Source organism: Bacteroidota bacterium (genome assembly GCA_018831055.1).
In the GTDB taxonomy this organism is placed as follows: domain Bacteria; phylum Bacteroidota; class Bacteroidia; order Bacteroidales; family B18-G4; genus M55B132.
Genome location: JAHJRE010000232.1, coordinates 1 through 22,973, shown reverse-complemented (window position 1 = coordinate 22,973; position 22,973 = coordinate 1). Strand labels below are relative to the sequence as shown.

26 protein-coding genes and 1 tRNA gene are annotated in these 22,973 nt (G+C 41.9%); 19 read left to right on the top strand and 8 right to left on the bottom strand.

Going from position 1 to position 22,973, the window contains the following annotated elements; all coding sequences use genetic code 11:
• The first annotated feature begins 37 nt into the window (after positions 1 to 37).
• From KKA81_15395 to KKA81_15370, 6 genes are all read left to right on the top strand, one after another.
• Positions 38 to 1,831 carry a tetratricopeptide repeat protein gene (locus KKA81_15395; protein MBU2652312.1) on the top strand — a complete coding sequence of 598 codons (1,794 nt, stop codon included), beginning with the start codon at positions 38 to 40 and terminating at the stop codon, positions 1,829 to 1,831.
• A gap of 153 nt (positions 1,832 to 1,984) precedes the next feature.
• Complete coding sequence (locus tag KKA81_15390) at positions 1,985 to 2,158, top strand: hypothetical protein (protein ID MBU2652311.1); 174 nt, start codon at positions 1,985 to 1,987, stop codon at positions 2,156 to 2,158.
• 28 nt (positions 2,159 to 2,186) lie between these two features.
• Entirely contained in the window at positions 2,187 to 3,014 is an 828-nt protein-coding gene (locus KKA81_15385; protein ID MBU2652310.1) for a T9SS type A sorting domain-containing protein, read from the top strand.
• A 47-nt stretch (positions 3,015 to 3,061) separates the two neighbouring features.
• Positions 3,062 to 3,703, top strand: coding sequence for a hypothetical protein (locus tag KKA81_15380; protein MBU2652309.1), 642 nt, complete (start codon positions 3,062 to 3,064; stop codon positions 3,701 to 3,703).
• 215 nt (positions 3,704 to 3,918) lie between these two features.
• A complete protein-coding gene (locus KKA81_15375; protein ID MBU2652308.1) occupies positions 3,919 to 4,161 on the top strand; it encodes a ribbon-helix-helix domain-containing protein in 243 nt (80 codons plus the stop codon).
• Entirely contained in the window at positions 4,158 to 4,490 is a 333-nt protein-coding gene (locus KKA81_15370; GenBank protein ID MBU2652307.1) for a type II toxin-antitoxin system PemK/MazF family toxin, read from the top strand. Before KKA81_15375 ends, KKA81_15370 begins: the two co-directional genes overlap by 4 nt.
• A gap of 312 nt (positions 4,491 to 4,802) precedes the next feature.
• On the opposite strand, the gene KKA81_15365 is transcribed toward KKA81_15370, so the two are convergent.
• From KKA81_15365 to KKA81_15355, 3 genes are all read right to left on the bottom strand, one after another.
• A tRNA-Glu gene (locus KKA81_15365) sits at positions 4,803 to 4,876 on the bottom strand.
• Between the two features lie 195 nt (positions 4,877 to 5,071).
• Positions 5,072 to 5,761 carry a hypothetical protein gene (locus tag KKA81_15360; protein MBU2652306.1) on the bottom strand — a complete coding sequence of 230 codons (690 nt, stop codon included), beginning with the start codon at positions 5,759 to 5,761 and terminating at the stop codon, positions 5,072 to 5,074.
• 18 nt (positions 5,762 to 5,779) lie between these two features.
• Entirely contained in the window at positions 5,780 to 6,550 is a 771-nt protein-coding gene (locus KKA81_15355) for a PorT family protein (protein ID MBU2652305.1), read from the bottom strand.
• Between the two features lie 114 nt (positions 6,551 to 6,664).
• Here KKA81_15355 and KKA81_15350 point away from each other — a divergent pair, with 114 nt between their 5' ends.
• Complete coding sequence (locus tag KKA81_15350) at positions 6,665 to 6,877, top strand: phosphotransferase (protein MBU2652304.1); 213 nt, start codon at positions 6,665 to 6,667, stop codon at positions 6,875 to 6,877.
• 347 nt (positions 6,878 to 7,224) lie between these two features.
• Positions 7,225 to 7,428, top strand: coding sequence for a hypothetical protein (locus KKA81_15345; protein ID MBU2652303.1), 204 nt, complete (start codon positions 7,225 to 7,227; stop codon positions 7,426 to 7,428).
• An 8-nt stretch (positions 7,429 to 7,436) separates the two neighbouring features.
• Here the strand turns inward: KKA81_15345 and KKA81_15340 are convergent, their stop codons facing one another.
• Together KKA81_15340 and KKA81_15335 are read right to left on the bottom strand one after the other, a co-directional pair.
• Positions 7,437 to 8,450, bottom strand: a complete 1,014-nt coding sequence (locus KKA81_15340; protein ID MBU2652302.1) for a D-glycero-beta-D-manno-heptose-7-phosphate kinase — start codon at positions 8,448 to 8,450, stop codon at positions 7,437 to 7,439.
• A 25-nt stretch (positions 8,451 to 8,475) separates the two neighbouring features.
• Entirely contained in the window at positions 8,476 to 9,684 is a 1,209-nt protein-coding gene (locus KKA81_15335) for a pyridoxal phosphate-dependent aminotransferase (protein ID MBU2652301.1), read from the bottom strand.
• A gap of 101 nt (positions 9,685 to 9,785) precedes the next feature.
• Between KKA81_15335 and KKA81_15330 the strand changes: the two genes are divergently transcribed.
• Entirely contained in the window at positions 9,786 to 10,310 is a 525-nt protein-coding gene (locus KKA81_15330) for a hypothetical protein (GenBank protein ID MBU2652300.1), read from the top strand.
• 57 nt (positions 10,311 to 10,367) lie between these two features.
• Here the strand turns inward: KKA81_15330 and KKA81_15325 are convergent, their stop codons facing one another.
• The gene (locus KKA81_15325; protein MBU2652299.1) at positions 10,368 to 13,478 is read right to left on the bottom strand and encodes a DUF4397 domain-containing protein; all 3,111 of its coding nucleotides are present in this window, start codon (positions 13,476 to 13,478) and stop codon (positions 10,368 to 10,370) included.
• A 187-nt stretch (positions 13,479 to 13,665) separates the two neighbouring features.
• On the opposite strand from KKA81_15325, the gene KKA81_15320 reads away from it, so the two are divergent.
• Positions 13,666 to 14,121, top strand: a complete 456-nt coding sequence (locus KKA81_15320; protein ID MBU2652298.1) for an SRPBCC family protein — start codon at positions 13,666 to 13,668, stop codon at positions 14,119 to 14,121.
• A gap of 159 nt (positions 14,122 to 14,280) precedes the next feature.
• Here KKA81_15320 and KKA81_15315 read toward each other — a convergent pair whose 3' ends face one another.
• Complete coding sequence (locus KKA81_15315; GenBank protein ID MBU2652297.1) at positions 14,281 to 14,787, bottom strand: RNA polymerase sigma factor; 507 nt, start codon at positions 14,785 to 14,787, stop codon at positions 14,281 to 14,283.
• A gap of 361 nt (positions 14,788 to 15,148) precedes the next feature.
• A complete protein-coding gene (locus KKA81_15310) occupies positions 15,149 to 16,036 on the bottom strand; it encodes a MerR family transcriptional regulator (protein ID MBU2652296.1) in 888 nt (295 codons plus the stop codon).
• Between the two features lie 229 nt (positions 16,037 to 16,265).
• Here KKA81_15310 and KKA81_15305 point away from each other — a divergent pair, with 229 nt between their 5' ends.
• The 9 genes from KKA81_15305 (at position 16,266) to KKA81_15265 (ending at position 22,910) form a co-directional block, all read left to right on the top strand.
• Complete coding sequence (locus tag KKA81_15305) at positions 16,266 to 17,060, top strand: DUF2520 domain-containing protein (GenBank protein ID MBU2652295.1); 795 nt, start codon at positions 16,266 to 16,268, stop codon at positions 17,058 to 17,060.
• On the top strand, positions 17,057 to 17,578 hold the full coding sequence (locus KKA81_15300; GenBank protein MBU2652294.1) for an HAD hydrolase family protein: 522 nt from the start codon (positions 17,057 to 17,059) through the stop codon (positions 17,576 to 17,578). Before KKA81_15305 ends, KKA81_15300 begins: the two co-directional genes overlap by 4 nt.
• On the top strand, positions 17,556 to 18,524 hold the full coding sequence (locus KKA81_15295; GenBank protein ID MBU2652293.1) for a geranylgeranylglycerol-phosphate geranylgeranyltransferase: 969 nt from the start codon (positions 17,556 to 17,558) through the stop codon (positions 18,522 to 18,524). The genes KKA81_15300 and KKA81_15295 overlap by 23 nt, the downstream gene beginning before the upstream one ends.
• A gap of 3 nt (positions 18,525 to 18,527) precedes the next feature.
• Positions 18,528 to 19,121, top strand: a complete 594-nt coding sequence (gene maf / locus KKA81_15290) for a septum formation protein Maf (GenBank protein MBU2652292.1) — start codon at positions 18,528 to 18,530, stop codon at positions 19,119 to 19,121.
• Positions 19,122 to 19,218: 97 nt separating this feature from the next.
• Complete coding sequence (locus tag KKA81_15285; protein ID MBU2652291.1) at positions 19,219 to 19,806, top strand: DUF502 domain-containing protein; 588 nt, start codon at positions 19,219 to 19,221, stop codon at positions 19,804 to 19,806.
• 9 nt (positions 19,807 to 19,815) lie between these two features.
• Complete coding sequence (surE, locus tag KKA81_15280; protein ID MBU2652290.1) at positions 19,816 to 20,589, top strand: 5'/3'-nucleotidase SurE; 774 nt, start codon at positions 19,816 to 19,818, stop codon at positions 20,587 to 20,589.
• Positions 20,582 to 20,869: a hypothetical protein gene (locus KKA81_15275; GenBank protein MBU2652289.1), complete on the top strand. Its 288-nt coding sequence runs from the start codon at positions 20,582 to 20,584 to the stop codon at positions 20,867 to 20,869. The genes surE and KKA81_15275 overlap by 8 nt, the downstream gene beginning before the upstream one ends.
• A gap of 24 nt (positions 20,870 to 20,893) precedes the next feature.
• Positions 20,894 to 22,018, top strand: coding sequence for a lipid-A-disaccharide synthase (gene lpxB / locus KKA81_15270; protein MBU2652288.1), 1,125 nt, complete (start codon positions 20,894 to 20,896; stop codon positions 22,016 to 22,018).
• A gap of 4 nt (positions 22,019 to 22,022) precedes the next feature.
• Positions 22,023 to 22,910, top strand: coding sequence for a bile acid:sodium symporter family protein (locus KKA81_15265; protein ID MBU2652287.1), 888 nt, complete (start codon positions 22,023 to 22,025; stop codon positions 22,908 to 22,910).
• Positions 22,911 to 22,973 lie beyond the last annotated feature (63 nt).

Sequence of the window (22,973 nt, the reverse complement as noted above, 5' to 3'; positions counted from 1 at the left end):
TTCGATGTTTTTTCTGCAAATGAATATTTTGTCTCCAGTGAAAAGTTGGCTACTATCGATCTTCATTGTATTCATTGTCTGTACTGTCAGCCGGGCCGGCAACGCAGAACAGATAATCATCCTGGAACAAAAACTTACCGGGATGCCTGATGACACCCTCAGGGTCAACCTTCTGCTGAAAATCGGGAAATACTATTGCAGCCGGGAAAACGACAAGGCATTGCTTTATCTGCAACAATCCCTCACTCTGGCTACAGAGCTTGGATATGCCGGTGGTATAGCGAAAAGTTTCCTTTGGCAAGGAAGAGTTTATTATTACAAAGATGAATACCAACTCTCCGAAACCTATCTGTCAAAAGCCAAAGATCTGCTCATAAAAGAAGGAGACAGCGCAAATCTGGCCTTTTATTACTTCGCTACCGGGTCACTACATGATCTTAACGGCAATTACATTGTAGCCATCGATGAATACCAGGATGCAGTCAGGCTTGCAGGAAACAGTGGGGATGAAAGCCTTAAATCTGCAGCACTTGCCAGCCTTGGAGCCATTTACAACCGTCTGGAGGAACCCGGCAATGCGCTGCTTTATCTTCATGAAGCCTTGCAAATAAGGGAAAAAACAGGCGACCCTCTTGGCGTGGCAACTATCCTTACCTGCATAGGAGCATCTTATGAAGAAAAACAAATGCTGGACTCAGCGCTACATTATTACCTAAAGGGATATGAAATAAGAATTGCGTCGGAAGATATCCGGCCGGTAGCAAGTTCTGTATACAGCCTGGGGACCATCTATAACAAAATGAACCGGTTCGAAGATGCCATCCTGGCTTTTGAAAAAGCCATCGTATACTATAATGAGTTGGATGAACAGACCGGCTGGTGTAATGCAACCTTGCAGCTGGCACGCTCACTGAACAGTACCGGTCAGAACGCACAGGCAACAGAAAAAGCCATGGAAGCCCTTGCGGTCGCGGAAAAACTAAAAAACAATTCCCTGATCAGTGAAGCCTATGAGACCCTTTCAAGCCTGGCAGCCTCTGCAGGAGAATTCGAAGAAGCGTACCGGTATAATGTTTTACACAAAAAAGTTAGTGATATCCTGTACAGCCAAAAAAAAGAAAATGCGATTAAAGAGATTGAAGCTCGTTTTAGGCTACAGAGCATGCGGGGTGAAATGGAAAACCTTCGATTGACAAGTACAGCCCAACGAAGGAATATCTTATTACTCACAATCTCCATCGTTACGTTAATCACATTGCTGATACTGATCTTCCTGTTATACCGCTTAAAATCTCAAGCCCATAATCGTCAAAAAAGACTTTTTGAACAGGATATCATCATACGTCAACAAAGCGAAGCACTAAAGGAAAAAGAAAAGATCATCCTGCAGGAACAACTGGAAACCCAGAACCGGGAACTTGCCGCAAAAGCCCTGGAAATACTCAGGATCAATGAAACACTGGGTCACATCATCACCCGTCTTGAGGAACTAAGCCGGATCCAACCAGGAAATCCTATGGTTGAAAAGGAAATCAACCACATTGTCAGGGAAATAGAATTACACACCCAACATAATTCATGGCAGGAGTTTGATACCATCTTCAAGAACATACATAATAAATTCTACGAAAAATTACTTGAGAAATGCCCAGACCTTACCGCATCGGAAATAAAAATTGCGGCCTTGCTTAAACTAAATCTGAGTACTAAGGAAATAGCCTCCATTACCATGAAATCGGAGGAAGGCATCAAATCAACCCGATACCGTCTGCGTAAGAAACTGAATATCTCATCCGACGAAAATCTTATTCCATTCCTGATGCAACTCTAAGGCACAATTTATTCTATAACAGCGACTTACCAAACCTGCCACTTTTTGAATCTGTTCATACCACTTTCTTAATCGCGTAAAAATTGGAGATTGCCCCTGTCAGGGTATATTTTCGTCACGGATTCCTTATTACGAAACGGATACACCTGGGTTATGAAACAAAAAAGAAGCAAAACAAGCAGAGCTAACGGGAAAACTGAACCAGGAGATCCGGAAAAACGGGAAATGATGGAAAAGGAGCTTGAAACAATACGCCTGAAACTGGAAAGCCAGAGCATGGCCATAAAAAAAATACTGAAACATTTGATCCCAAAAAATAACAGTTAACCCAATTTATTAATCAAATCCTGATTGTATGAAAACTAAAATTTTACTTTTTTTAATGTTGGCTGGAGTAACTTTAACAGCCGTATCACAAATTCCGAGTCCCGGTTTTGAGGATTGGAACGACCTAAGTGGAATCCTGAAACCCGACGGATGGCAGACCGGTGCCATGGAAGAGTGTTTAAATGTGATCCCCAGTGATGATGCCTATGAAGGAAATCTTTCAGCAGAACTTCTTGTATTGTATGATCCGGTCATGACTTCCAATATGAGCGGATACATGTTTGCCGATGGGAATTTTCCTGTAAGCGAAAGATATACGGCCCTGAATGGGTATATAAAGGGAAACATTATCGGCAACGATACTTTTTCGGTAAATGTCAGTATGTGGAAAAATGGAGATATGATAGGTTTCGGGCGATTTAAGACCCTCGAAAGTCATGATAACTGGACAGCTTTCAGTGTTAACATCACCTACGACTCAGGAGAAACACCCGATGAAGGCTTTATAGCCATGCAACTGGGATCAATTTTCGGTGGGAATACAGGTTCTTTTTACCGTGTCGACAAACTGGAGTTATCCATGACGCCTTCAGGAATAAATGATGAATCAACAGTAAACTTCAAATTTTTTCCTAATCCGGCAAACAAGAGACTGCATTTAACATTCACTGCCACATCCGGCGTCACTTTGGTTAGAATCATCGACCTGACAGGTAAAACAGTGATGGAGTATAAAACCTCTATGCAACAGGAAGTCATCCTACCGACCGAAAATCTTTCTGAAGGCTTATATTTCCTGCAAACATTTGAAGAAAACAGAGTTACATCTTCTAAAAAGTTGATCATTAAACATTAAGTTCATCATAAAACATTAAAACCAAATTCACTATACAAACACCAATTATGAATAGAAAAGACAGAAATCTGCGGTCAAAACGGTTTTGGATGCTGGCATGTCTGCTCACAATATTTACTGTAATATCCTGTGCAGGCCGGGTAGCAGAGAAAGACCAAAGCGAATCAACTGCAAAATCAGGAACTTGTTGGGAAGGTGATTGGCTGATCGGGACCTGGGAAGGGATAACACCAGCCTCTGTTGAACCCTTTTCAGGAACGAAGATTCGTATTGTATTCTCCGGAGCGGAACTGAAAGTAGACAATGAGATTTCGGGTAATCCCCGGAAGATTTGGGCATACGACGGAGTCTTCACCTGGGATGCAGGTGGTCACGATGAATTCAGCATCAGATTTTCATCTGCGAACTGGTCTGAACCCATTGAAGAAAACACGGTTATTTATGAATGTATCCAGATGAAAGCGGCTAATTTCGGAATGGCACATATTTCATTGAGGATCAGCGATGAAGACAGCAATGGGAACCTTCATGATTTTGATCTCGACTGGGGCCCGAACAATAACATGAGCACAACACCCGTCAAAAGTCTTAATTTTTATGGAGACATTGAGATAGATTTCAGCGGAGACCTTCAGCGTGCCGATTACTGGCAGAGCGAAACACCACCATTGAAGATGGAGAAAAAGTAAGTTACGGTGATATAAAAAACCGGATATAGCCTTTTAGACTATCATCCGGTTTTTTTTATTTGTTTTACTTCGAGAACTGCATTTTATATGCGATGGATCATTGTCTTGTATCCTGCCACCTGCAACCTTCTGTTCATCTCTCCCTATATTCATAAAATTTATTTATATTTTTTATTTACGATAATTATTTATTATTTTTGTTTAAAATTCATTTTATGAAAGGAAACATCGTACTTACAACTTCATTGCCGGCAGGATTGGTCAGTATGATCCATGAATATTCAAAGAAATTCGGAGTACCCAGGAACAGGATCCTGGAAGAAGCTCTAAAGTCATATTTTGAAAGACTGAAAAAGGCTGAATACAAACATTCATTTCTCAGGGCATCCAGGGATGAAGAAATGCTGACCATGGCAGAGGAAGGTTTATCGGATTATCTTAAAATCCTGGACGAATGAAGCAAAGGGATATTTACCTGACAGATTTGAATCCTGTAAAGGGGAGTGAGCAAAAAGGAATACGTCCTGTAGTTATTATTAGTGGTAATACCATGAATGATAACCTTCACATTTGCATAGTATGCCCTTTGACCACCAAAATAAAGAATTATGCAGGATGTATCGTCCTTAACAAAAACAATATCAATAACCTTGAACAGGATTCGGAAGTCATAACCTTCCAGGTTAGGGCAATTTCAAAAGACAGGATGTTAAAAAAGATTGGCGAAATAAGCACAGAGCAACTGAGTGTGATTAAAAACGGATTGATGGAGATAATGACTTATTGATATTAAATCGTGTGAAATATCGATTTTTATTGATGAATTGTAGTAAAAGACATTGATAAACATATAATTGGTGGTTGAAAATTGCAGACATTCAATGGTCAAATGTCAATTTAAAATAAAATGAGTATCGGGAATGATTAATATCAAGTTACCTGCTCTATGGTTGCAGGATGCAGGTTGCAGGTAGTGTGGTTGATGAGTGATGAGTATTGAGTTGTCGCTTGCAACCTGTCGCCTGTAACGTTGTGTGAATGTTTTCCGATACTTATATAAAATAAAAACCCCCCAGCACAAAGCACTGGGGGGTTTTAGTAGCCCGTAGGGGATTCGAACCCCTGTTACCAGGATGAAAACCTGGCGTCCTGACCTGGCTAGACGAACGGGCCGGCATTTTGGGAGTGCAAAAATAATACAATTTTTGAATCCACAAAAATGTTTATTAAAAATTATCACTATCGGGGAGGATTAACAGCAAGTTGCAGGTTACAGGCTGCTGGTTACAGGCTGCAGGTTACAGGCTGCAGGTTACAGGTTACAGGCTGTAACCTGATATTAATCATTTCTGATACTACTGATAAAAATCAAAGTTCTTCCTGGTCGGCCTGGAATTTAAAGCCAAGGCGTTTACCGGTTTTGATGGTCATGGTATCGAGGGTCGAAATGATCTCCATAACGGAGATCTCTTTAACCTGGTCATAAGGGGGTACCAGCAGGTCGAAATCAACAGTATAACGGATAGCAGACTCCACGATCACTCTGGCTTTTTCGTGATCAAAAACCATTTCGGTGAAATTATTGGGGAGCAGCCGCAGTTCCCGTTTTCCATCAAGGTAAAAATGACTATCCTTATTAATAAAAACCCTCCCGATGAGGTAACCAATATCGTTCACCCTCCTGTAATGAATGGAATCACTAAGAAAATTATAGATACTGATCATCCCGCAAAAGGAACGCGTGGGATCTTCTTTTACATAAGAAGTATTGTGGATAAAGTGATCGCGAGGGAACTGGAACACATTGGTATGCATCATGAAAATCAGCACATCACCGGCAAAACGGAGTTCGGTTTCAAACTCACTCTTATCTTTAAACTCAAAAGGTATGGGAGTTTCACAGGAAATATCACCGTTTTCATAATCTTTCTTCATTTCCAGGAAAGTCTTTTTAAAAAGGTTCTGTGCCGCACACGTATTGTTATATACTTTCTGTTTCAGACAGCCCTTCTCCACCATGTGGTTTAATAATTCATGATTACCGGATGCGGGTTTCATAGGCAATGTTATTAAGCTCTATTCAAAGGTAAAAGAAATCTGAAATATCTGCGACCGCATACTTTTTATTCCTTCGGTATAAATGTTATCTTCCCGTTTGAGGATATCCGTCAATCCATAAGCCATTTTGATCTCTGTGCCGAACTTGAACCAGCCGTTATAAAAATCGAAACCTACACCGGCCTCCAGCAGGAAATCGTTTCTGTTTAATTTAACCAGTGTATTGTTCTTTTCTTCATCCTTATCGGCCTTGGTGGTCGCCAGGTCAATCACGTATTTACCTCCGGCAATTACATAAGCTCTCACATTATTCAGCCGTTTCGACTTATATTTAATATGCAGGGGAAATTCAACGTACGTTGAAGTAATATTTTTTTCAAATTCCACGGTACTTACCGCATCATCCTTATAGCGCAGGAAAGTATAGTTGAGCCTGCGTTCACCGAAAGCCAGTGAAGGAACAAACCGCAGATCGAAATACTTTCCTAGCCTCAGATTTGACACGATACCGATTGTGAAGCCAAGGGTTGGCTTGGATGTGACCGACATAATCCGCACAGAATCGGCAAAAAAATCGGGAGACATGGCCGAATCGAATGTTATCAGGGAGGCATTATCCTTTAACTGCAATGCAAAATTCATCTGATTCACTGCCAGAACAAACCCAAAATGATACGGTGAGTAATCATATGCCGGGAGGTTCATAGGTTGACGCTGTCCTTTAACATGATTAATCCCGGACAGGGCTAAAACAAACAGCAATACTATGGGGATCCTGAAATTCTTCAAATTTTTCCGATTCATTAATCTCACTAACGGCAAGCGTGTTAAAATATTTCCATGCCTTAAAAAATCCGGTGCAAACTTACGAAAATTACTTTGCTTTCTAAAGACATTCGCAGAATGCAAAATCTGAGATCACATTCAGGAAGAAAAGAGAATGAAGGAAATTTGGGGGGCTGGGAGGTGGGAGCTGGGAACTGGGAGCTGGGAGCTGGGAGCTGGGAGCTGGGAACTGGGAGCTGGGAGCTGGGAGCATGCTACAGGCGGCAGGGTACAGGCGGCAGGGTACAGGTTACAGGCTACAAGCTGCAACCTGTAGCTTGCAGCTTGTAACTTGCCGCTTGTAACTTGTAACTTGTAACTTGTAGCTTGTAACTTGCCGCTTGCAGCTTGCAGCTTGCCGCCTGTTGCTTGCCGCCTGTTGCTTGCCGCCTGTTGCTTGCCGCTTGTCCCCTGAGTCTTGTTTTAAAAATCCCCCAATAAACACCCAATTCTTTTGTATTTATTCCTGAACAATGCCTTATTCTCATTGTTAAGATAGTAGAAGGTTACACTGATTTACGCCAGATACAGTAAAGGATACAAGCTTTTACAACGGTCGTTTTAAGGATAAAAATATTCTTTCATCAAGTGCAACGAAGAGAAATACATGCTTGTCTAAATACTATAAATAAACTACTATGAGCGAACTGGACTTCAACAGAAACCCCGGAGATTTTTCCGCCATCCTGGAAGATGGTTTAATACATCCCTTTGAGGAACATCAGAGGATTATCAACAATTATCTTGAAAACAGCCTCCCGGAAGATAAAAAGGATATGAATCGTGAAGCCTGGTCTGACAAAGTAATGCGCTGGTTCGGAGTTAGTTTAACGAGGAATTGAATATCCCGTTACAGGTTATTTAATCTTACCAGTTCAGCCATCAACTTTTCCCTTTTTACAGGAACGACTCCAATTTCTTCACAAACAATGCCGCCTGCCAGGTTTGAAATGGCAGCTATCTCATAAGGCATACAACGGCTGGCAAGGCAAAGGGCAGCTACACTGATGACGGTATCCCCTGCCCCGCTGACATCAGCAATAGAACGGCGATGAGCCGGGATACTGTGAATATATCTTTGGTTCCCCTCCCTCGATGAAATATAGATGCCATCCTCCGACATTGTTATCAGTGCATGTTGAATCTGTTGTTTTTCCTGGAGTTTCTGGACAACCTGGTTAAGTTCTTTGATATCGCGGTGATTGAAATCATATTTCAATCCCTCCTTTAGCTCTTTCAGGTTTGGTTTGAACAGGGTTATTCCTTTGTAAGCACTGAAATTTTGGATTTTTGGGTCCACCGCAACTGGAATGTTACTTTCTGTGGCCATTTCAATCACTTTGCGGATAACTTTCTGTGTGAGGATCCCTTTATTATAATCCTGAAATATAAGAACATCAATCTTATGTTGCTTTAGAATATCCTTGATCACCGTAACAATGCTTGTGGTATCAGCTGCATTAAGTTCTGTTGTACTTTCCTCATCCACACGGAGCATCTGTGAATTATTACCGATGATGCGAAACTTTGTTGTTGTTACACGACCGGAACTCTTTATGATACCGGTAGTATCCATTCCTTCTTTCTCCAAAAGCTTAATGAAAAGATCACCCTTAATATCATTACCAATTACAGAGCAAAGAATAGGAACCGCGCCGAGCGATTTAACGTTCAATGCAACATTGGCAGCCCCTCCCAATCTTTCCTCCCTTTTATGCACAGCAACGATAGGTACGGGTGCTTCCGGTGAGATTCTTTCCACTTTGCCCCATAAATAAGCATCAATCATAACATCGCCCAGGATCAAAACTTTTAGCTTGCTGAAATCTTCCAGGAGGTCTGTATATTTTGATTTTGCTGCCATAACATTTCGGTTTTTCTACACAAAGTTAATTCAGTTTTTGAATAGCTTCTGAGATCCGGCGGACAGCCTCCCTGAGTAATTCTTTGGAAGTAGCATAACTTAGGCGCAAGCAATTCGGGTTGCCGAATGCATCTCCGGGAACAAGCGCTACACATGCTTTTTCAAGCAGATACATGGAAAGGTCTGATGCATTGGTGATCACCTTTCCATCAATGCGTTTCCCAAAATGCTCTTTAACATTGATAAAGACATAGAAAGCCCCTTGTGGCTTATTGGTCTTGAATCCAGGTATTTCAGCCAGTAAATCAAGAACATAATCCCGGCGTTCCCTGAATGTTTTTACCATATAATCAATCTCAGGTGTATTTTTCGGATCTGCCTGTAAGGCTGCAATAGCAGCATATTGTGCAATAGTGCTGACCCCGGAAGTAAATTGACCCTGAAGTTTATCGCAAGCTTTGGCAATGACATCCGGTGCGGCCATGTAGCCAATACGCCAGCCGGTCATCGCAAAGCCTTTGGATACTCCATTGATCAGAATAACCTGATCCTTCAGGCAAGTGAACTGAGCAATGGACTCATGCCTCCCCTCAAAATTGATCAGCTCGTAAATCTCATCAGAAATGATAAAGATATTTTTATAGTTTGTAAGTACTTCTGCAAGACCTTTCAATTCATTCCGGGTGTAAACCGATCCGCTCGGGTTGCAAGGACTGGAGTAAATGATGGCTTTTGTTTTTGAAGTAATGCTGGCTTCAAGCTGAGCAGGGGTAATCTTGAAGTCGTTATCAATAGAAGTCTCAATAAATACAGGAGTTCCCTGGGCCAGCTTGATAATCTCCTTATACGAAACCCAGTAAGGAGCAGGTACTAATACCTCATCGCCCGGCCCGATAATACTAAGCATGGCATTGGCAATGGAATGTTTGGCACCGGCGGAGATAATGATCTGCTCCGGGCGATAATCAAGGTTATTGTCGCGTTTCAGTTTATCCGATACAGCTTGCCTTAAAACCTGTATACCGGCAACAGGCGGATAATGCGTACGGTTTTCCGCTATAGCTTTCATCGCGGCTTCCTTGATAAAGTCCGGCGTATTAAAATCCGGCTCTCCGATACTCAGATTGATCACATCAAATCCCTGGCATTGCAGCTCCCTGCTCTTGCGTGTCATCGCCAGAGTTTCCGATTCCGACATGTTCCTCAAGCGTTCGGTTAATACTTCCATTGTCATAGTTTTCATTTGTTAAAAGAAAAACAAAAGTAGGAAATTTTAGAAATCCAATATGGCCCTGTTTTATTTGTGTTTACTTTTACGAAATAAAACTGAAAACTATGCAAGAATTTCTCGACATACTGAAATACATCCTGCCATCACTGGTAGTCCTCCTCCTGGCTTACCTGCTTATCAAAGCCTTTCTCAACCAGGAATTGAAGCGGAGGGTCATGGACGCAAAAAAATCAAGCCGCGAAATCCTCATCCCCATCCAGTTACAGGCATACGAAAGACTTATCCTTTTCCTGGAAAGAATACAACCCACGGGATTGATTTTACGGATCAACCAGCCCGATATGAAAGCGGGAGAGATGAGAAGCAAGCTGATGAGCACTATCAGGGAAGAATTTGATCATAACCTTTCTCAACAGGTATACATTTCATCTCCGGGATGGGACCTTGTGAAGAATGCAAGGGAAAGTGTGATCCAGGTAATAAACGCTACAGCGGGACAAGTGGATAACCAGGCCCCCGGACATGAGTTTGCCGCCAGGGTAATTGAAAACTGGGCAGGTAAAGACCATAACACCGTTAATCACGCCATCGAATTCCTGAAAGAAGAAAGCCGGCAAAAATTCCAATAAAAAACCCTTCCCCGAATGAGGAAGGGTTGCCCGGGTTACACCAGGACTGTTGACTTATTAATTAACAACCTTGATCTTTTCAGTGATCTGAGTTTTTCCAGCACTAATTCTTAATAAGTACATACCTCCTGTAAGTCCGGATATATTTATAGTTTGATTGTAGACACCGCTTGACTGAAATCCGAATCCCTGTTCCAGTATTTTGCTGCCAAGCAGGTTGTATATTTCCAGACGAACTTCATTCTGGGCCAGCAGTTCATAGTTGACATTCACATAGTTACTTGCCGGGTTAGGAAATACATTAACAGAAGCATCGCTGATAATGTTTTCTTCAAAACCTGTGGCAATAGAGAGTCCAAGCAAATCACCACCCGACGGAAGCGCTACATAGAGACCAAAATCCGGTCCGTTTGAATTGTTTCCGGAATTCAGGAAACCGGAGGCAACAATGGTTAATGCCGTACCATCAAGTCCAAGCAGTGCGAGGGGAGCATCATATTTAGCCACAGTAGTTGAACCGGTTTCATCCCTGACTTCCAGGATGTAATCCTGAGTGGGGAGTTCAAGGTAACCGTCGAATTCACTGTACATGAGGTCATCGACGATAAGGCCGGCACCCACACCGGTTTCATAAACATCAACAGTTGGGGCATCGGTGGAGCCATGGAAAACCAACACATCGGTATTCATCATGTCGGTTGCCTCTTCCCTTGCAGTCGGGAAAACATAAATATCGAAGGGCTGAATGGGATCATAACCCGTTGGGCTTACAATACCGTTAGCGATCAGGATGTATTTCTCACCACCCATAAGGTTATAAACATTGGACCATATTGGGTTTTCAGGACTTGTGCTGTTGGCGGGCTGAATTGCGATGGTAAAGTCAACACCGGCCGGGGCATCAATAAAAGGAGTAGCTGTACGGAACATGAAGTCATCGATTAACAGCTGATCGTCGAGCCATACATCTACGGTTTCGGCAGCAGCATCAGCGCTGTTGTGTATCACCTGAACGCGGGCAGTTGAGATAGGTTCAACCGGCAATTCAACGAGGTCACCACCGGAAGCCAAAGCAACCCATAAGCCGAAAGCAGGTCCATCACTGTTTGCAGCAGGGTTCAGGAATCCTGAAGCAATTACTGAAATCGCGGCTCCGTTTAAGCCAAGGGTTGCAAGAGGTGCGGCATATTGTGCAACAACAGTATTACCTACTTCATTTCTGATCTGAAGAGAATAATCTGCGGTGGGAAGTTCCAGATATCCTGCAAAATCACCATATGCAAGGTTATCAATAATAGTTCCTGCACCCTGGCCAACTTCAACTACATCCACAACCGGAGCATCTGTTGAGCCATGAAAAACCATTACATCGGTGTTCATCATTCCTGTTGCCATTTCCCTTGCAGGCGTGAAAACATAGATGTTAAAGGGCTGCACTGGATCATAACCCGTTGGGCTAACAATGCCATTGGCTACAAGGATGTATGTTTCACCGCTGGTCAGATTGTAGACATTTGACCACAGTGGGTTTTCAGGACTTGTGCTGTTGGCGGGCTGGATCGCGATGGTAAAGTCAACGCCTGCCGGGGCATCAATAAAAGGAGTAGCTGTACGGAACATGAAGTCATCGATCAAAAGCTGATCGTCGAGCCACACATCGACAGTTTCTGCAGCAGCATCGGCACTATTGTGGATCACCTGAACGCGGGCTGTTTCCAAAGGCTCCTCAATTAGTGGAAGTTCAATAAGTTCACCACCATCGGGAGAAGCCAGAAATAATCCAAAGGAAGGTCCTTCACTATTGTTCTCCGGAGCAAAGAAACCGCTGGCAATAACGCTCACTGCTTTGCCTGACATACCAAGATCAAGTAATGGAGCTCCGTAAGTTGCTACAGTAACCGAACCTGATTGGTCACGGACTTCAAAAGAATAATTACCTGCAGGAACTTCAAGGTAACCTCTGAATTCACCATATTCCAGGTTGTCGATCACCACGGTTTTGGTGGTTCCCTCGTAAATATCCACTACCGGAGCATCGGTTGAACCATGGAATAATACGATATCCGTATACCCCTGGATTCCGGCAAATTCGCGGGCAGGGTTATAAACGAAAATATCAAAAGGAACAAAAGGATTGTAGCCGGATGGATTAACCAATCCGTTGGCAACGAGGATATATCTTTCTCCACCCTGGAAGATAAAAGTGTCTGACCAAAGGGGATTTGAAGCACTGCTGCTGTTAGCTGGCTGTACGGCAATGGTCACATCCTGGTTTGCCGGTGCATTGATAAAAGGAGTGGCAGTACGGAACATAAAATTGTCAATAGCAAGCTGACCATTCACCCAAATATCAACTTCCTTAGCCAGGATGTCGGATGAATTATGAATAACCTGAATTCGTGCAGTGGAAATTTCCTCAGAAGGCAGGGGGATGAGAGAACCACCACCAGTGAGAGCAACAAATAATCCAAAAGACGGACCATCGCTATTGGAAGCAGGATTCAGGAAACCTGATGCCAGAACAATCATTGACTGGTCAACAAGTCCGAGTGTTTGAAGAGGAGCTGCATATTGAGCTACTACCTGAGTACCGGTCATGTCACGGATCTGAAGAGAAAAGTCGGCTGTTGGAAGCTCAAGATAACCCTGAAATTCACTGTATGCAAGGTCATTAACAATGGTTCCAGCACCCAGGGCAACTTCAACGACATCAACTACCGGGGCATCGGTTGCACCGTGATATACCAGTACGTCAGCGTTACCCGGTTTGGAAGATGCCTCACGGCCGAAAGGGAATACATCTATATTAAATGGTGTAGCCGGTGAATATCCGGAAGGGCTTACAATACCGTTGGCAACCAAAACGTAGGTCCTGGCATCCTCAAGCTCATAAGTATTCTGCCAGATGGGGTTATCCGGAGAAGTACTGTTTGGGGGTAGAATGGCAATGCGGAACTCCACTCCTGCCGGTGCATCAATAAATGGAGTAGCAGTGCGGAATTCGAAATCATCAATCAGCATTTGGTCATCAAGCCAAACATCCACAACCTTGGTGGCAAGGTCGGCTGAATTATGAATCACCTGAACGCGAGCCTGTGAAAAGGCCTGAATCGAAAAGCCTAACAAAAGGGCTATCATAAGAGTAGATATTTTATTCATCGTTTTCATGGTTAAAAGGTTTTAGTTAATTAATAAAATCTAATTTATAATAGCTAAACAATAACCAAGTCATTTTGTTTATCTTTTATGCTTTTTTATTAAACATTATTTTATTAATTAAACCTATACATTTGTATATCAAAGAAAAAGCCTGTTATTTTTGTTTAACATTTATTTGATATTAAGAAACAATAAAATGAAAACACTTACCCGAAAACAGATATTGTCACTAAGCATTGAAGAAGCCTGGAGCTTTTTTTCCAATCCGGCTAATCTTTCCAGAATAACTCCGCAGGAGATGAATTTCCGTATAATGAACCCGGATTTGCCTCCAGCCATTTATGCAGGACTTATAATAAGGTATACTGTAAAGCCTATGTGGAATATTCCACTAACCTGGATAACCGAGATCAGCCAGGTAAGAGAACCCTGGTATTTTGTAGATGAACAGTTATCAGGCCCTTTCAAGGTTTGGCACCACCAGCATATTTTCAGAAAAGCGGGAAATAAAACGGAGATGGAGGATATTGTAAACTACCAGGCACCTTTAGGCCCTGTGGGGCGACTAGCCGAATGGCTAACGGTTGATAACAGGGTAGTAAAGATCTTTGACCACCGGGAGGCTTTACTCAGGAGATTGTTCCCATCGTAAGTCTTGGTTTAAAAGCTTTTCGCGGTATATAATTAATCTGCATTAAACCGATAGCAGCTAAATTTCTGTACAATTTACTCAAGTTTCTCGAAATATCCGGAGAGCAAAAAAAAAGCAATGCCATTACGACATTGCCCGTTTATGAATTTAATGTTAACTCTAATTTCTGAAGTCTTTCAGTGATTCCATGAGTTTCTTGCGGCCAAAGAAGATACGGCTCTTAACAGTCCCAATCGAAATATCCAACTCTTCGGCTATTTCTTTATACTTAAATCCTTTGGTGTGCATTTCAAAAGGAATACGGTGATCATCCTCAAGCTGTGATATTCTTTTGAGAATTTCTTTTTCAGAGTATTGGGAATCCGGTGTAATGGGAGATACATCATCAGAGCTATTGATGTGAAACATGTTGTCGGTGGAGTCCATAATCATTTTTGCCCTTACGTTTCGACGGTAATTGTTGATGAAGATGTTCTTCATAATAGTGAACAACCAGGCTTTCAAATTGGTAGTCTGTACAAACTTATCTCTGAATATAAGGGCTTTGAGGTAAGTTTCCTGTAAAAGATCTTTTGCGTCATCTTCGTTGTTGGTAAGCCTCTTGGCAAAATATTCAAGTTGCTTCTCCATCCCCGTCAACATATAATTGAATTCTATTGTACTCATATGGTTTAAGTTTTTTGGGTTAACTTGTTTAATTAATTCTTTGGCAAAGTTAAACAAAAAATATACCCCTTGTCAAGTATTTTGACACTTTTTTTTGAATAATTCTAAATAGATTTTTTAAATAGCTGTATTTATGTTATTTATATTCGCTAAAAACAAATCTAAATTACGTCTATACACATGCATTGTTATATATTTAAAATCAATGCATTAACAAAAGTAATGATTTACCTTATTACCTTTTTGGATATAAACCTTTAGGTCAAGGAAAAGAATTCAAACAGCCGGACTATTGAAAGAAGAGTAGTTTTATTAATCAGGTAGGATGTTCTTGGCAGAAATCAAATCATAAAGGAGTAACTCAGAGTTTGTCCAGGATCTTATCCTTGAAATCCTTTGCCCCATCAAAGCGTAGAACATTAGATGGAATTCTCACCCCCTCCTGGACAGTTTGCATGCCGGTCACCAGAATACTGACATTGGGAAAACTTCCAGAAAGATACAGGAGATAATCATTCAATTCCTCTACTGGAAGAGAAGATGTAAAAACAGTCAGGATATAATCCGGCACCTGCACCCGGGAAACCGCGACCAGATCGTGAATGGGTAAACTTTGCCCGAGGAAAAAAGTTTTAATTCCGTGTTTTCTGAGCAGATAATCATATAAAAGAAGTCCGATCTCATGAAGTTCCCATTCTGGAAGATATAGGGTAACCTTTTTTGCTCCCGGTTCAAAATAGGTTGAAAGTCCGTCAATAGCTACAAAGAGTTTTCTGCGGATAAGATTGGATATAAAATGTTCCTGTGCCGGATTAATAGAACCCGTTTGCCAGAGTACTCCGATCTTTTCAAACAAAGGGGAAATAATTTCAAACACGGTGCTTTCAAATCCCAATTTAATAATGGCTGTGTTTAAAATTTTCTCAAACTTAGACTCATCCAGTTCAATCATTGAAACAATCAGGCTTTCTACCTGATTGGAATGATGATTGTTCATCCGGGAAACTTCCAGTATCTTCTCATTGATGTCAGCATCTTCAAAATCGGCTATGCGGGATATTTTATAGCCGTTTTTCACCAGGATGGAAACATTCAGCAATTTCTTCAGATTCTCGTCGGAATAACATCGTATATTGGACTCTGTTCTTTCGGGCTGAACAATATTATATCGCTTCTCCCAGATACGTATGGTATGAGCTTTGATCCCGGTTAACCTTTCGAGATCCTTAATTGAGTAGCAACCTGACATTAATAGTGAATGTTTTGTTAAATATTTTCATCAACTCTATTAACAAACAAAGTTATGTATTGTTTTCAGGATTTATCGGCAATTCCTTATACATCAATATAAAATCCAGGTTACGGTTCGAGACATGAAAGAATAGAATATTTACATTTACGAATGACTGTTAAACAGTAAAAGAGGTAAAAACAAACCGGATCAGCTTCGTAGCGAATTAATTTGTAATTTCGTTGGCATGTCAGCAAAAGCGGAAATCAAGCCCATTCAGGAGGTCATCATGATAGGAACAGGCAATGTTGCCAGGCACCTTGGTGAGGCATTTTTCCAAAAAGGCATAAAAATCAAACAGGTTTATGGAAGGAACCCGGACAAAGCCAAAAAACTTGCCAATCAATGGAATTCTATCCCTGTGAGCGATATCAGACAGCTTCTCCCATCTGAATTTTATTTTTTTTGTCTGAGCGATGCAGGATTTATGGAGCAAACGCAAGGATTGTCATTAAACCCGGGTATAACAGTCCATGTTTCCGGTTCTCTCCCTATATCGGCACTTTCAGGATTATCAAATAATAACGGGGTATTTTACCCACTACAAACCTTTTCTTCCGATCATCCGGTCAACTTCAATGAAGTACCCATCCTGATTGAAGGAAGTGATGATGAAGTTATTAATAGACTAATTGGTTTGGCAACACAGATAAGTAAAGAGGTGAAAACCGTTAATTCAGAACAGAGGTTTCTTCTCCATATAGCGGCTGTATTTGCCTGTAATTTTACTAATTACATGTATTTCATAGCGGAAAAAATCCTGGAAGAAAACAATCTGGATTTTAATTTACTGAAGCCACTGATCAAAGAAACCGCCACCAAGGCAATGCATTATAAACCCGGTGATGTTCAAACAGGTCCTGCCAAAAGAAAAGACCACGAAATAATCCGGAAACATTTGGAAAAACTTGGAAATAACAAGGATTTTCAGGAAGTATACAAACTATTATCCGGAAAAATTGAAGACCATTTTAATATATGAAGAATTATAAAGAACTCCTTAAAGACGTAAACACGTTGGTTTTTGATTATGATGGTGTTCTTACGGATGGCACTGTTATTCTACAGGAAAGCGGGGAGCCTTTGAGGACTGCCAACGTTAAGGACGGTTATGCGCTGCAACTTGCGGCAAAAAATGGTTACCGAATCGTAATCATTTCAGGTGGCAAATCAACCTCCATGCATAACCGATTTAAAGCACTCAATATCAACGATATTTTCCTGGGCGTTGAAAAGAAACTTGACGTCTTTAACCATTATATCAAAAAACATAAGATAGACCTTGATCATGTATTATACATGGGCGATGACATCCCCGATTACGAGATCATGAAAGAAGTTGGAATTCCTGTTTGTCCGGCCGATGCAGCCGATGAAATTAAAAGGATATCGATATATATATCACATCTGAAGGGTGGTGAAGGCTGCGCACGTGATGTTATTGAACAGGTAATGAAGGTTCAAAACAAATGGATGAATGATGGCGCATTTCATTGGTAAAAAAGTACAAGCCTGGGCAGGGATCATCAGGCTACCCAACCTCCTGATACTGGTGCTAATACAGTTACTGGTCTGGTTTTGCGTTATCCGTTCCATTTACGACGTTTATGGTACAGGACTGCAACTGCATCCCTGGATTTTCGTGCTTCTTATGATAAGTACAGTTTGTATCGCTGCAGGCGGATATATGATCAACGATCTTCAGGATACCGACATTGATCGAATCAACAGAAAGTTAAGGAATAAGGTTGGGGAAATACTGAATCCTGCTACGGTTTGGAAAATCTACCTTCTGCTTAATGCGATTGCTACAGCAATGGGATTTATTATTTCAGTGAAAACCGGGTCATTCCAAATGGGACTTATATTTCCAGCCATTTCAGGTTTATTGTGGTTTTATTCAACACGATATAAAACCATGCTCTTTTGGGGGAATCTGATCATTGCCATCCTCGGGGCATTGGTAATCCTGATCGTTTGGCTGTTTGAGTTTATGGCATTAAGAAATTCGCCCGATCTTTACCTGGAAGTCTACAGAGGTCTTGAACGCATCAATGCATTGGTATGGTCAATTGCCTTGTTTGCGTTTCTAATGACCTTATTACGGGAGTGGATAAAGGATGTCCAGGATATGATCGGTGACGAAAGATACGGAAGCAGGAGCCTTCCGGTGATTCTGGGTATGAAAGGAATGAAACCCATACTCATCCTGACAGGAGTAATTATCATCCTTTTGCTTGCCCTTGCCCAGATTAAGCTATGGCAGTGGGGGCTTCGATATACAATGATTTACCTTTTAATAACGGTTCAGCCCCTGATGATTTATCTCCTGGTTCTTTTGGGTAAAGCTGCAAAACCTGAAAACATGAGATCCGCAAGCAACCTGGCAAAGATCATTATGCTGGCGGGTATATTATCGATGGAACTAATCTGTTTGGATTTATAAGTTATGATTAGCCTTAAGGATAAGCTTAAAGAAAAAAAGATCATACTCGCTTCAGGGTCACCCAGAAGACAATTTTTATTAAAAGAACTGGGGATAGAATTTGATGTTGAGGTAAGGGAAACAGAAGAAAACCACCCTCCACACCTTGATGCCCGGGAGACAGTGCTGTATCTTAGCTTATTGAAATCCCTTGCCTTCGATTCTTCCGAACTGAACGATAATACCCTGTTGATTACGGCCGATACCGTAGTCAGCGTTGATGAAAAACTGATTGGCAAACCCGGCGGCAGAGAACAGGCTATAAAAGCTCTGCAAGCTATTTCCGGGAAAAAACATGTGGTAACCACGGGGGTATGTTTGCGTTCTATTGTTAAAACCCATCAGTTCTTCACGGAAACCGACGTTTACTTCAAAGAGCTATCGCAGGAAGAAATCGAATACTATGTCGACCATTATCACCCTTACGACAAAGCCGGGGCATATGGAATTCAGGAATGGATTGGATATATTGGTATTGAAAAGATCAACGGTTCATTTTATAATGTTATGGGATTGCCGGTCAAGGCTCTTTATGAAGAGCTCTATTCATTTTTTTAACACAAAAGCAATCCCAGCTAAAAGCAATTTCGGTTAAAGAACCCAAGGGATTATCTTTACCAGGGGAATACATCTTATTTTTGTAAAAATTTCAATCATGGAACATCGAAAATTTGCTTCTGCCCTTCTTGGATATTTTTTCCAGGGATTGTTGTTTCTTGCGCCTATCAGCATTACCATTTACATTATCTATATTGCCTTTGTTTATGTTGATGGGTTATTGACGCAGTATATCAAGAGCCTTCTGGGATTTACCATACCGGGACTGGGTTTGCTTATCATCCTGGTTTCCATAACCCTGATCGGATTTCTTGGATCATCATTTATTTTCAAACCCCTTGCCGGTTTAGTGGAAAGGTTCATTACGAAAGCACCTTTAATTAAAATCATTTATACATCGATTAAGGATTTGCTTGAAGCATTTGTTGGAAAGAAGAAACGTTTTAATGAACCGGTTCTGGTAACGATAAGTCAGAATTCCAATTTGCAAAAGATCGGTTTTGTGACCAACAATGATTTATCGATTTTAGGGCTGGAAGACAAGTATGTTGCCGTTTATCTCCCCCATTCCTATGCCTGGTCGGGCAATCTGTTCATTGTACCGGCAGAACATGTTAAACCTTTAGATACAAATCCGGCGGAAGTCATGAAATTCATTATCTCTGCCGGTGTAACCAATATATAACTTAATATAATGAAGAAAAGACCGCTTATATTTGTAACGAACGACGATGGAGTTGAAGCGCCGGGTATCGAAGCTTTGATAAAGGTAATGCGTGAGCTTGGAGATGTAAAGGTAGTTGCTCCCTTGCATCCAATGTCAGGAACAGGTCACGCAGTTACTGCCCGTGAGCCTTTACGGCTCAAACTGTTGGAAAAGATTGATGGATTTGAAAAGTATGCCTGCACCGGTACCCCCGTAGACTGTGTGAAACTCGGAGAACAATTCGTGATAAAAGGCAAGCCGGATCTTATGGTATCCGGCATCAATCATGGATCCAACTCTGCCGTGAATATAGTTTACTCCGGCACCATGGCAGCAGCATTGGAAAGCGCTATTGGAGGAGTTCCGTCAATTGGGTTTAGCCTCCTGGATTATAGCCATGATGCAGATTTCAGCCATTGTGATGCATTCATTAAAAAAATTACGGAGAAAGTTCTTAGCGACGGACTACCAAAAGACATATGCCTTAATGTGAACATCCCTGCAATAAACGGGAGCGAGATCAAAGGCATCAAAGTCTGCCGCCAGGCCCGCTCACGCTGGGTGGAAGACTATGAATTGAGGGTAGATCCCGCTCAGAAGGAGTATTTCTGGCTACGGGGGACTTTCGAACTCCTGGAAGACCACCCGGAAACCGATGAATGGGCTCTGCGGAATAATTACGTTTCGGTGGTTCCGGTGCATTTCGACTTAACGGCTCACCACTTCCTGGAACATTTTAAACACTGGGAAAACCATGCTTAGGAAAAATTCATATATGCTTGGTGTCGTATTGGGTTTGCTGCTGCCTGTTTTAACCTGGTTCATCCTTTCCGGCATCATGATGGTGGTTGAAGAAGGTATTTCGGGATTCAGTCCCCGAAGATCTCCATTTTTTGAATTGCTGGGCATTGCCGTCAACCTGCTTGTGATGCGCTATTACCTGGTTAATCTGAAATTTGATAAAACAGGAAGAGGAATACTGGTCGTCACATTTATTCTGATCATCGCTTTCTTTGCATTATATAAAGACTGGATACGGTAAACAATTTAATTGCCAACACACATTATGAAGTATTACATTATTGCAGGGGAAGCATCGGGTGATCTTCACGCCTCAAATCTCATGAAAGAGTTAAGGCTGAGGGACCAGGAGGCAAGTTTCAGGTGTTGGGGAGGCGACCTCATGCAGGAACAAGGCGGTTTTCTGGTTAAGCATTACCGCGATCTCGCTTTCATGGGTTTCCTTGAGGTACTACTGAATCTGAAAACAATATTGCGCAACCTGAAATTTTGTAAGAACGACATCCTGGAATACCAGCCCGATGTATTGATACTTGTCGATTACCCGGGATTTAACCTCAGAATTGCCGAATTTGCCCATGAAAAAAACATTCGTGTATTTTACTATATTTCACCACAGGTATGGGCATGGAAAAAGTCCAGAGTGCATAAGATCAAAAGGGATGTCGACAGGATGTTTGTGATCCTTCCGTTTGAAAAAGATTTTTACCGTTCATACGATTACCCTGTTGATTTTGTCGGGCATCCTCTCCTGGATGCTTTGCCGGAAGACCTTGACGAAGAAGACCGCAAAATATTTACAGGCAGAAACGGGCTGGAGGAGAAACCCATTATTGCCCTTCTCCCGGGAAGCCGCCGCCAGGAAGTATCGGCCATTTTGAGGGTCATGCTGAAAATCATCTCTGATTTTCCTGATCACCAGTTCGTGATCGCTGCAGCCCCTTCCCTGCCCAAAGAGTTTTATGAAAAGATTACAGGCTCTTCCCGTGTGAAAATTGTTTACAGGCAAATGCACAGTCTTTTACGGTTCTCTGATGCTGCCCTGGTCACATCCGGTACTGCAACATTGGAAACAGCCTTGATGAACGTCCCTGAAGTCGTTTGCTATAAAGGAAATGTGTTTTCATATTCCATAGCACGAAGTATCGTTAAGATAAAGTATATTTCCCTGGTGAATCTGATCATGGACAAAATGGTAGTTAAAGAACTGATACAATACAACCTTACGCCGGATAATCTCCGCGAAGAGCTGATTTCACTGATTTACGACAACACATACCGGACCCGTATGTTACGGAATTTCAAACTTCTCAGAGAAAAACTGGGTGGTAAAGGAGCTTCCGCAAACGCTGCAGAAAAAATGGTCGAATGTTTAAAGGTTAACAAATAACAACTTGACAACGTCATTCTTTTCGGTTTATATCCTCCCTGCTTCGCTCGGACTGCTGATGTTCGGTATGGGCTTATCCCTTTCTCTGAATGATTTTGAGAGGGTACTGATAAAACCACGCGGAATGATATTGGGATTGATCTGCCAGATGATCCTTTTACCCTTGCTGGCATTTTTTATAGCGTCAGTTTCCGGACTACCCCCGGAATTAAAAACCGGTATAATCATTATTGCTGCATCACCCGGTGGAGCTACATCCAATCTGATCACCTATCTCCTGCGCGGAAATGTAGCTTTATCCATAAGCATGACCGCAGTAAACAGTATCATGACGCTTGTTTCCGTACCTTTGATAATATACCTTGGTCTTCAGGCCTTCATGGGCGAAGGTGAGGTTATCAGGTTGCCTGTATTAAATACTATCCTTAATGTATTCCTGGTAACGGTTTTACCAACATCCCTCGGTGTATTCACAAAATACCGTTTTCCCATAGTAGCCAGGAAACTGGAAAAACCGGGGAGGTACATCCTGCCTTCCATCTATGCCGTGATTTTTCTCATTGCCATGCTTGGAACACGCAGAGGCGACCCTATGATGGTTTCTGCCCTGTACATGAAGACTGCCCCCTATGCTTTTATTTTGAACATTTTAGGAATGCTGGCAGGTTATGGTGCAGCAAAATGGTTACGTTACGGCAGAAAAACGCAAATTACCCTGTCTGTGGAAGTTGGCATCCAAAACAGCGCTCTCGCTATCACCATCGCCAGCAGCGCCCTTTTTCTGAATGAGCCCATGATGGCCATCCCAGCCGTTATTTACGGATTCTTCACCTTCTTCAGCGCAATTGCTTTCGGACTCATAATTAACAGGAGTTCGCGAATTAACATTTGATTACGGAAGCCGTAATGCTGAGGTTGCTGGGGACTAGGGGCTAGGGGCTAGGGACTAGGGGCT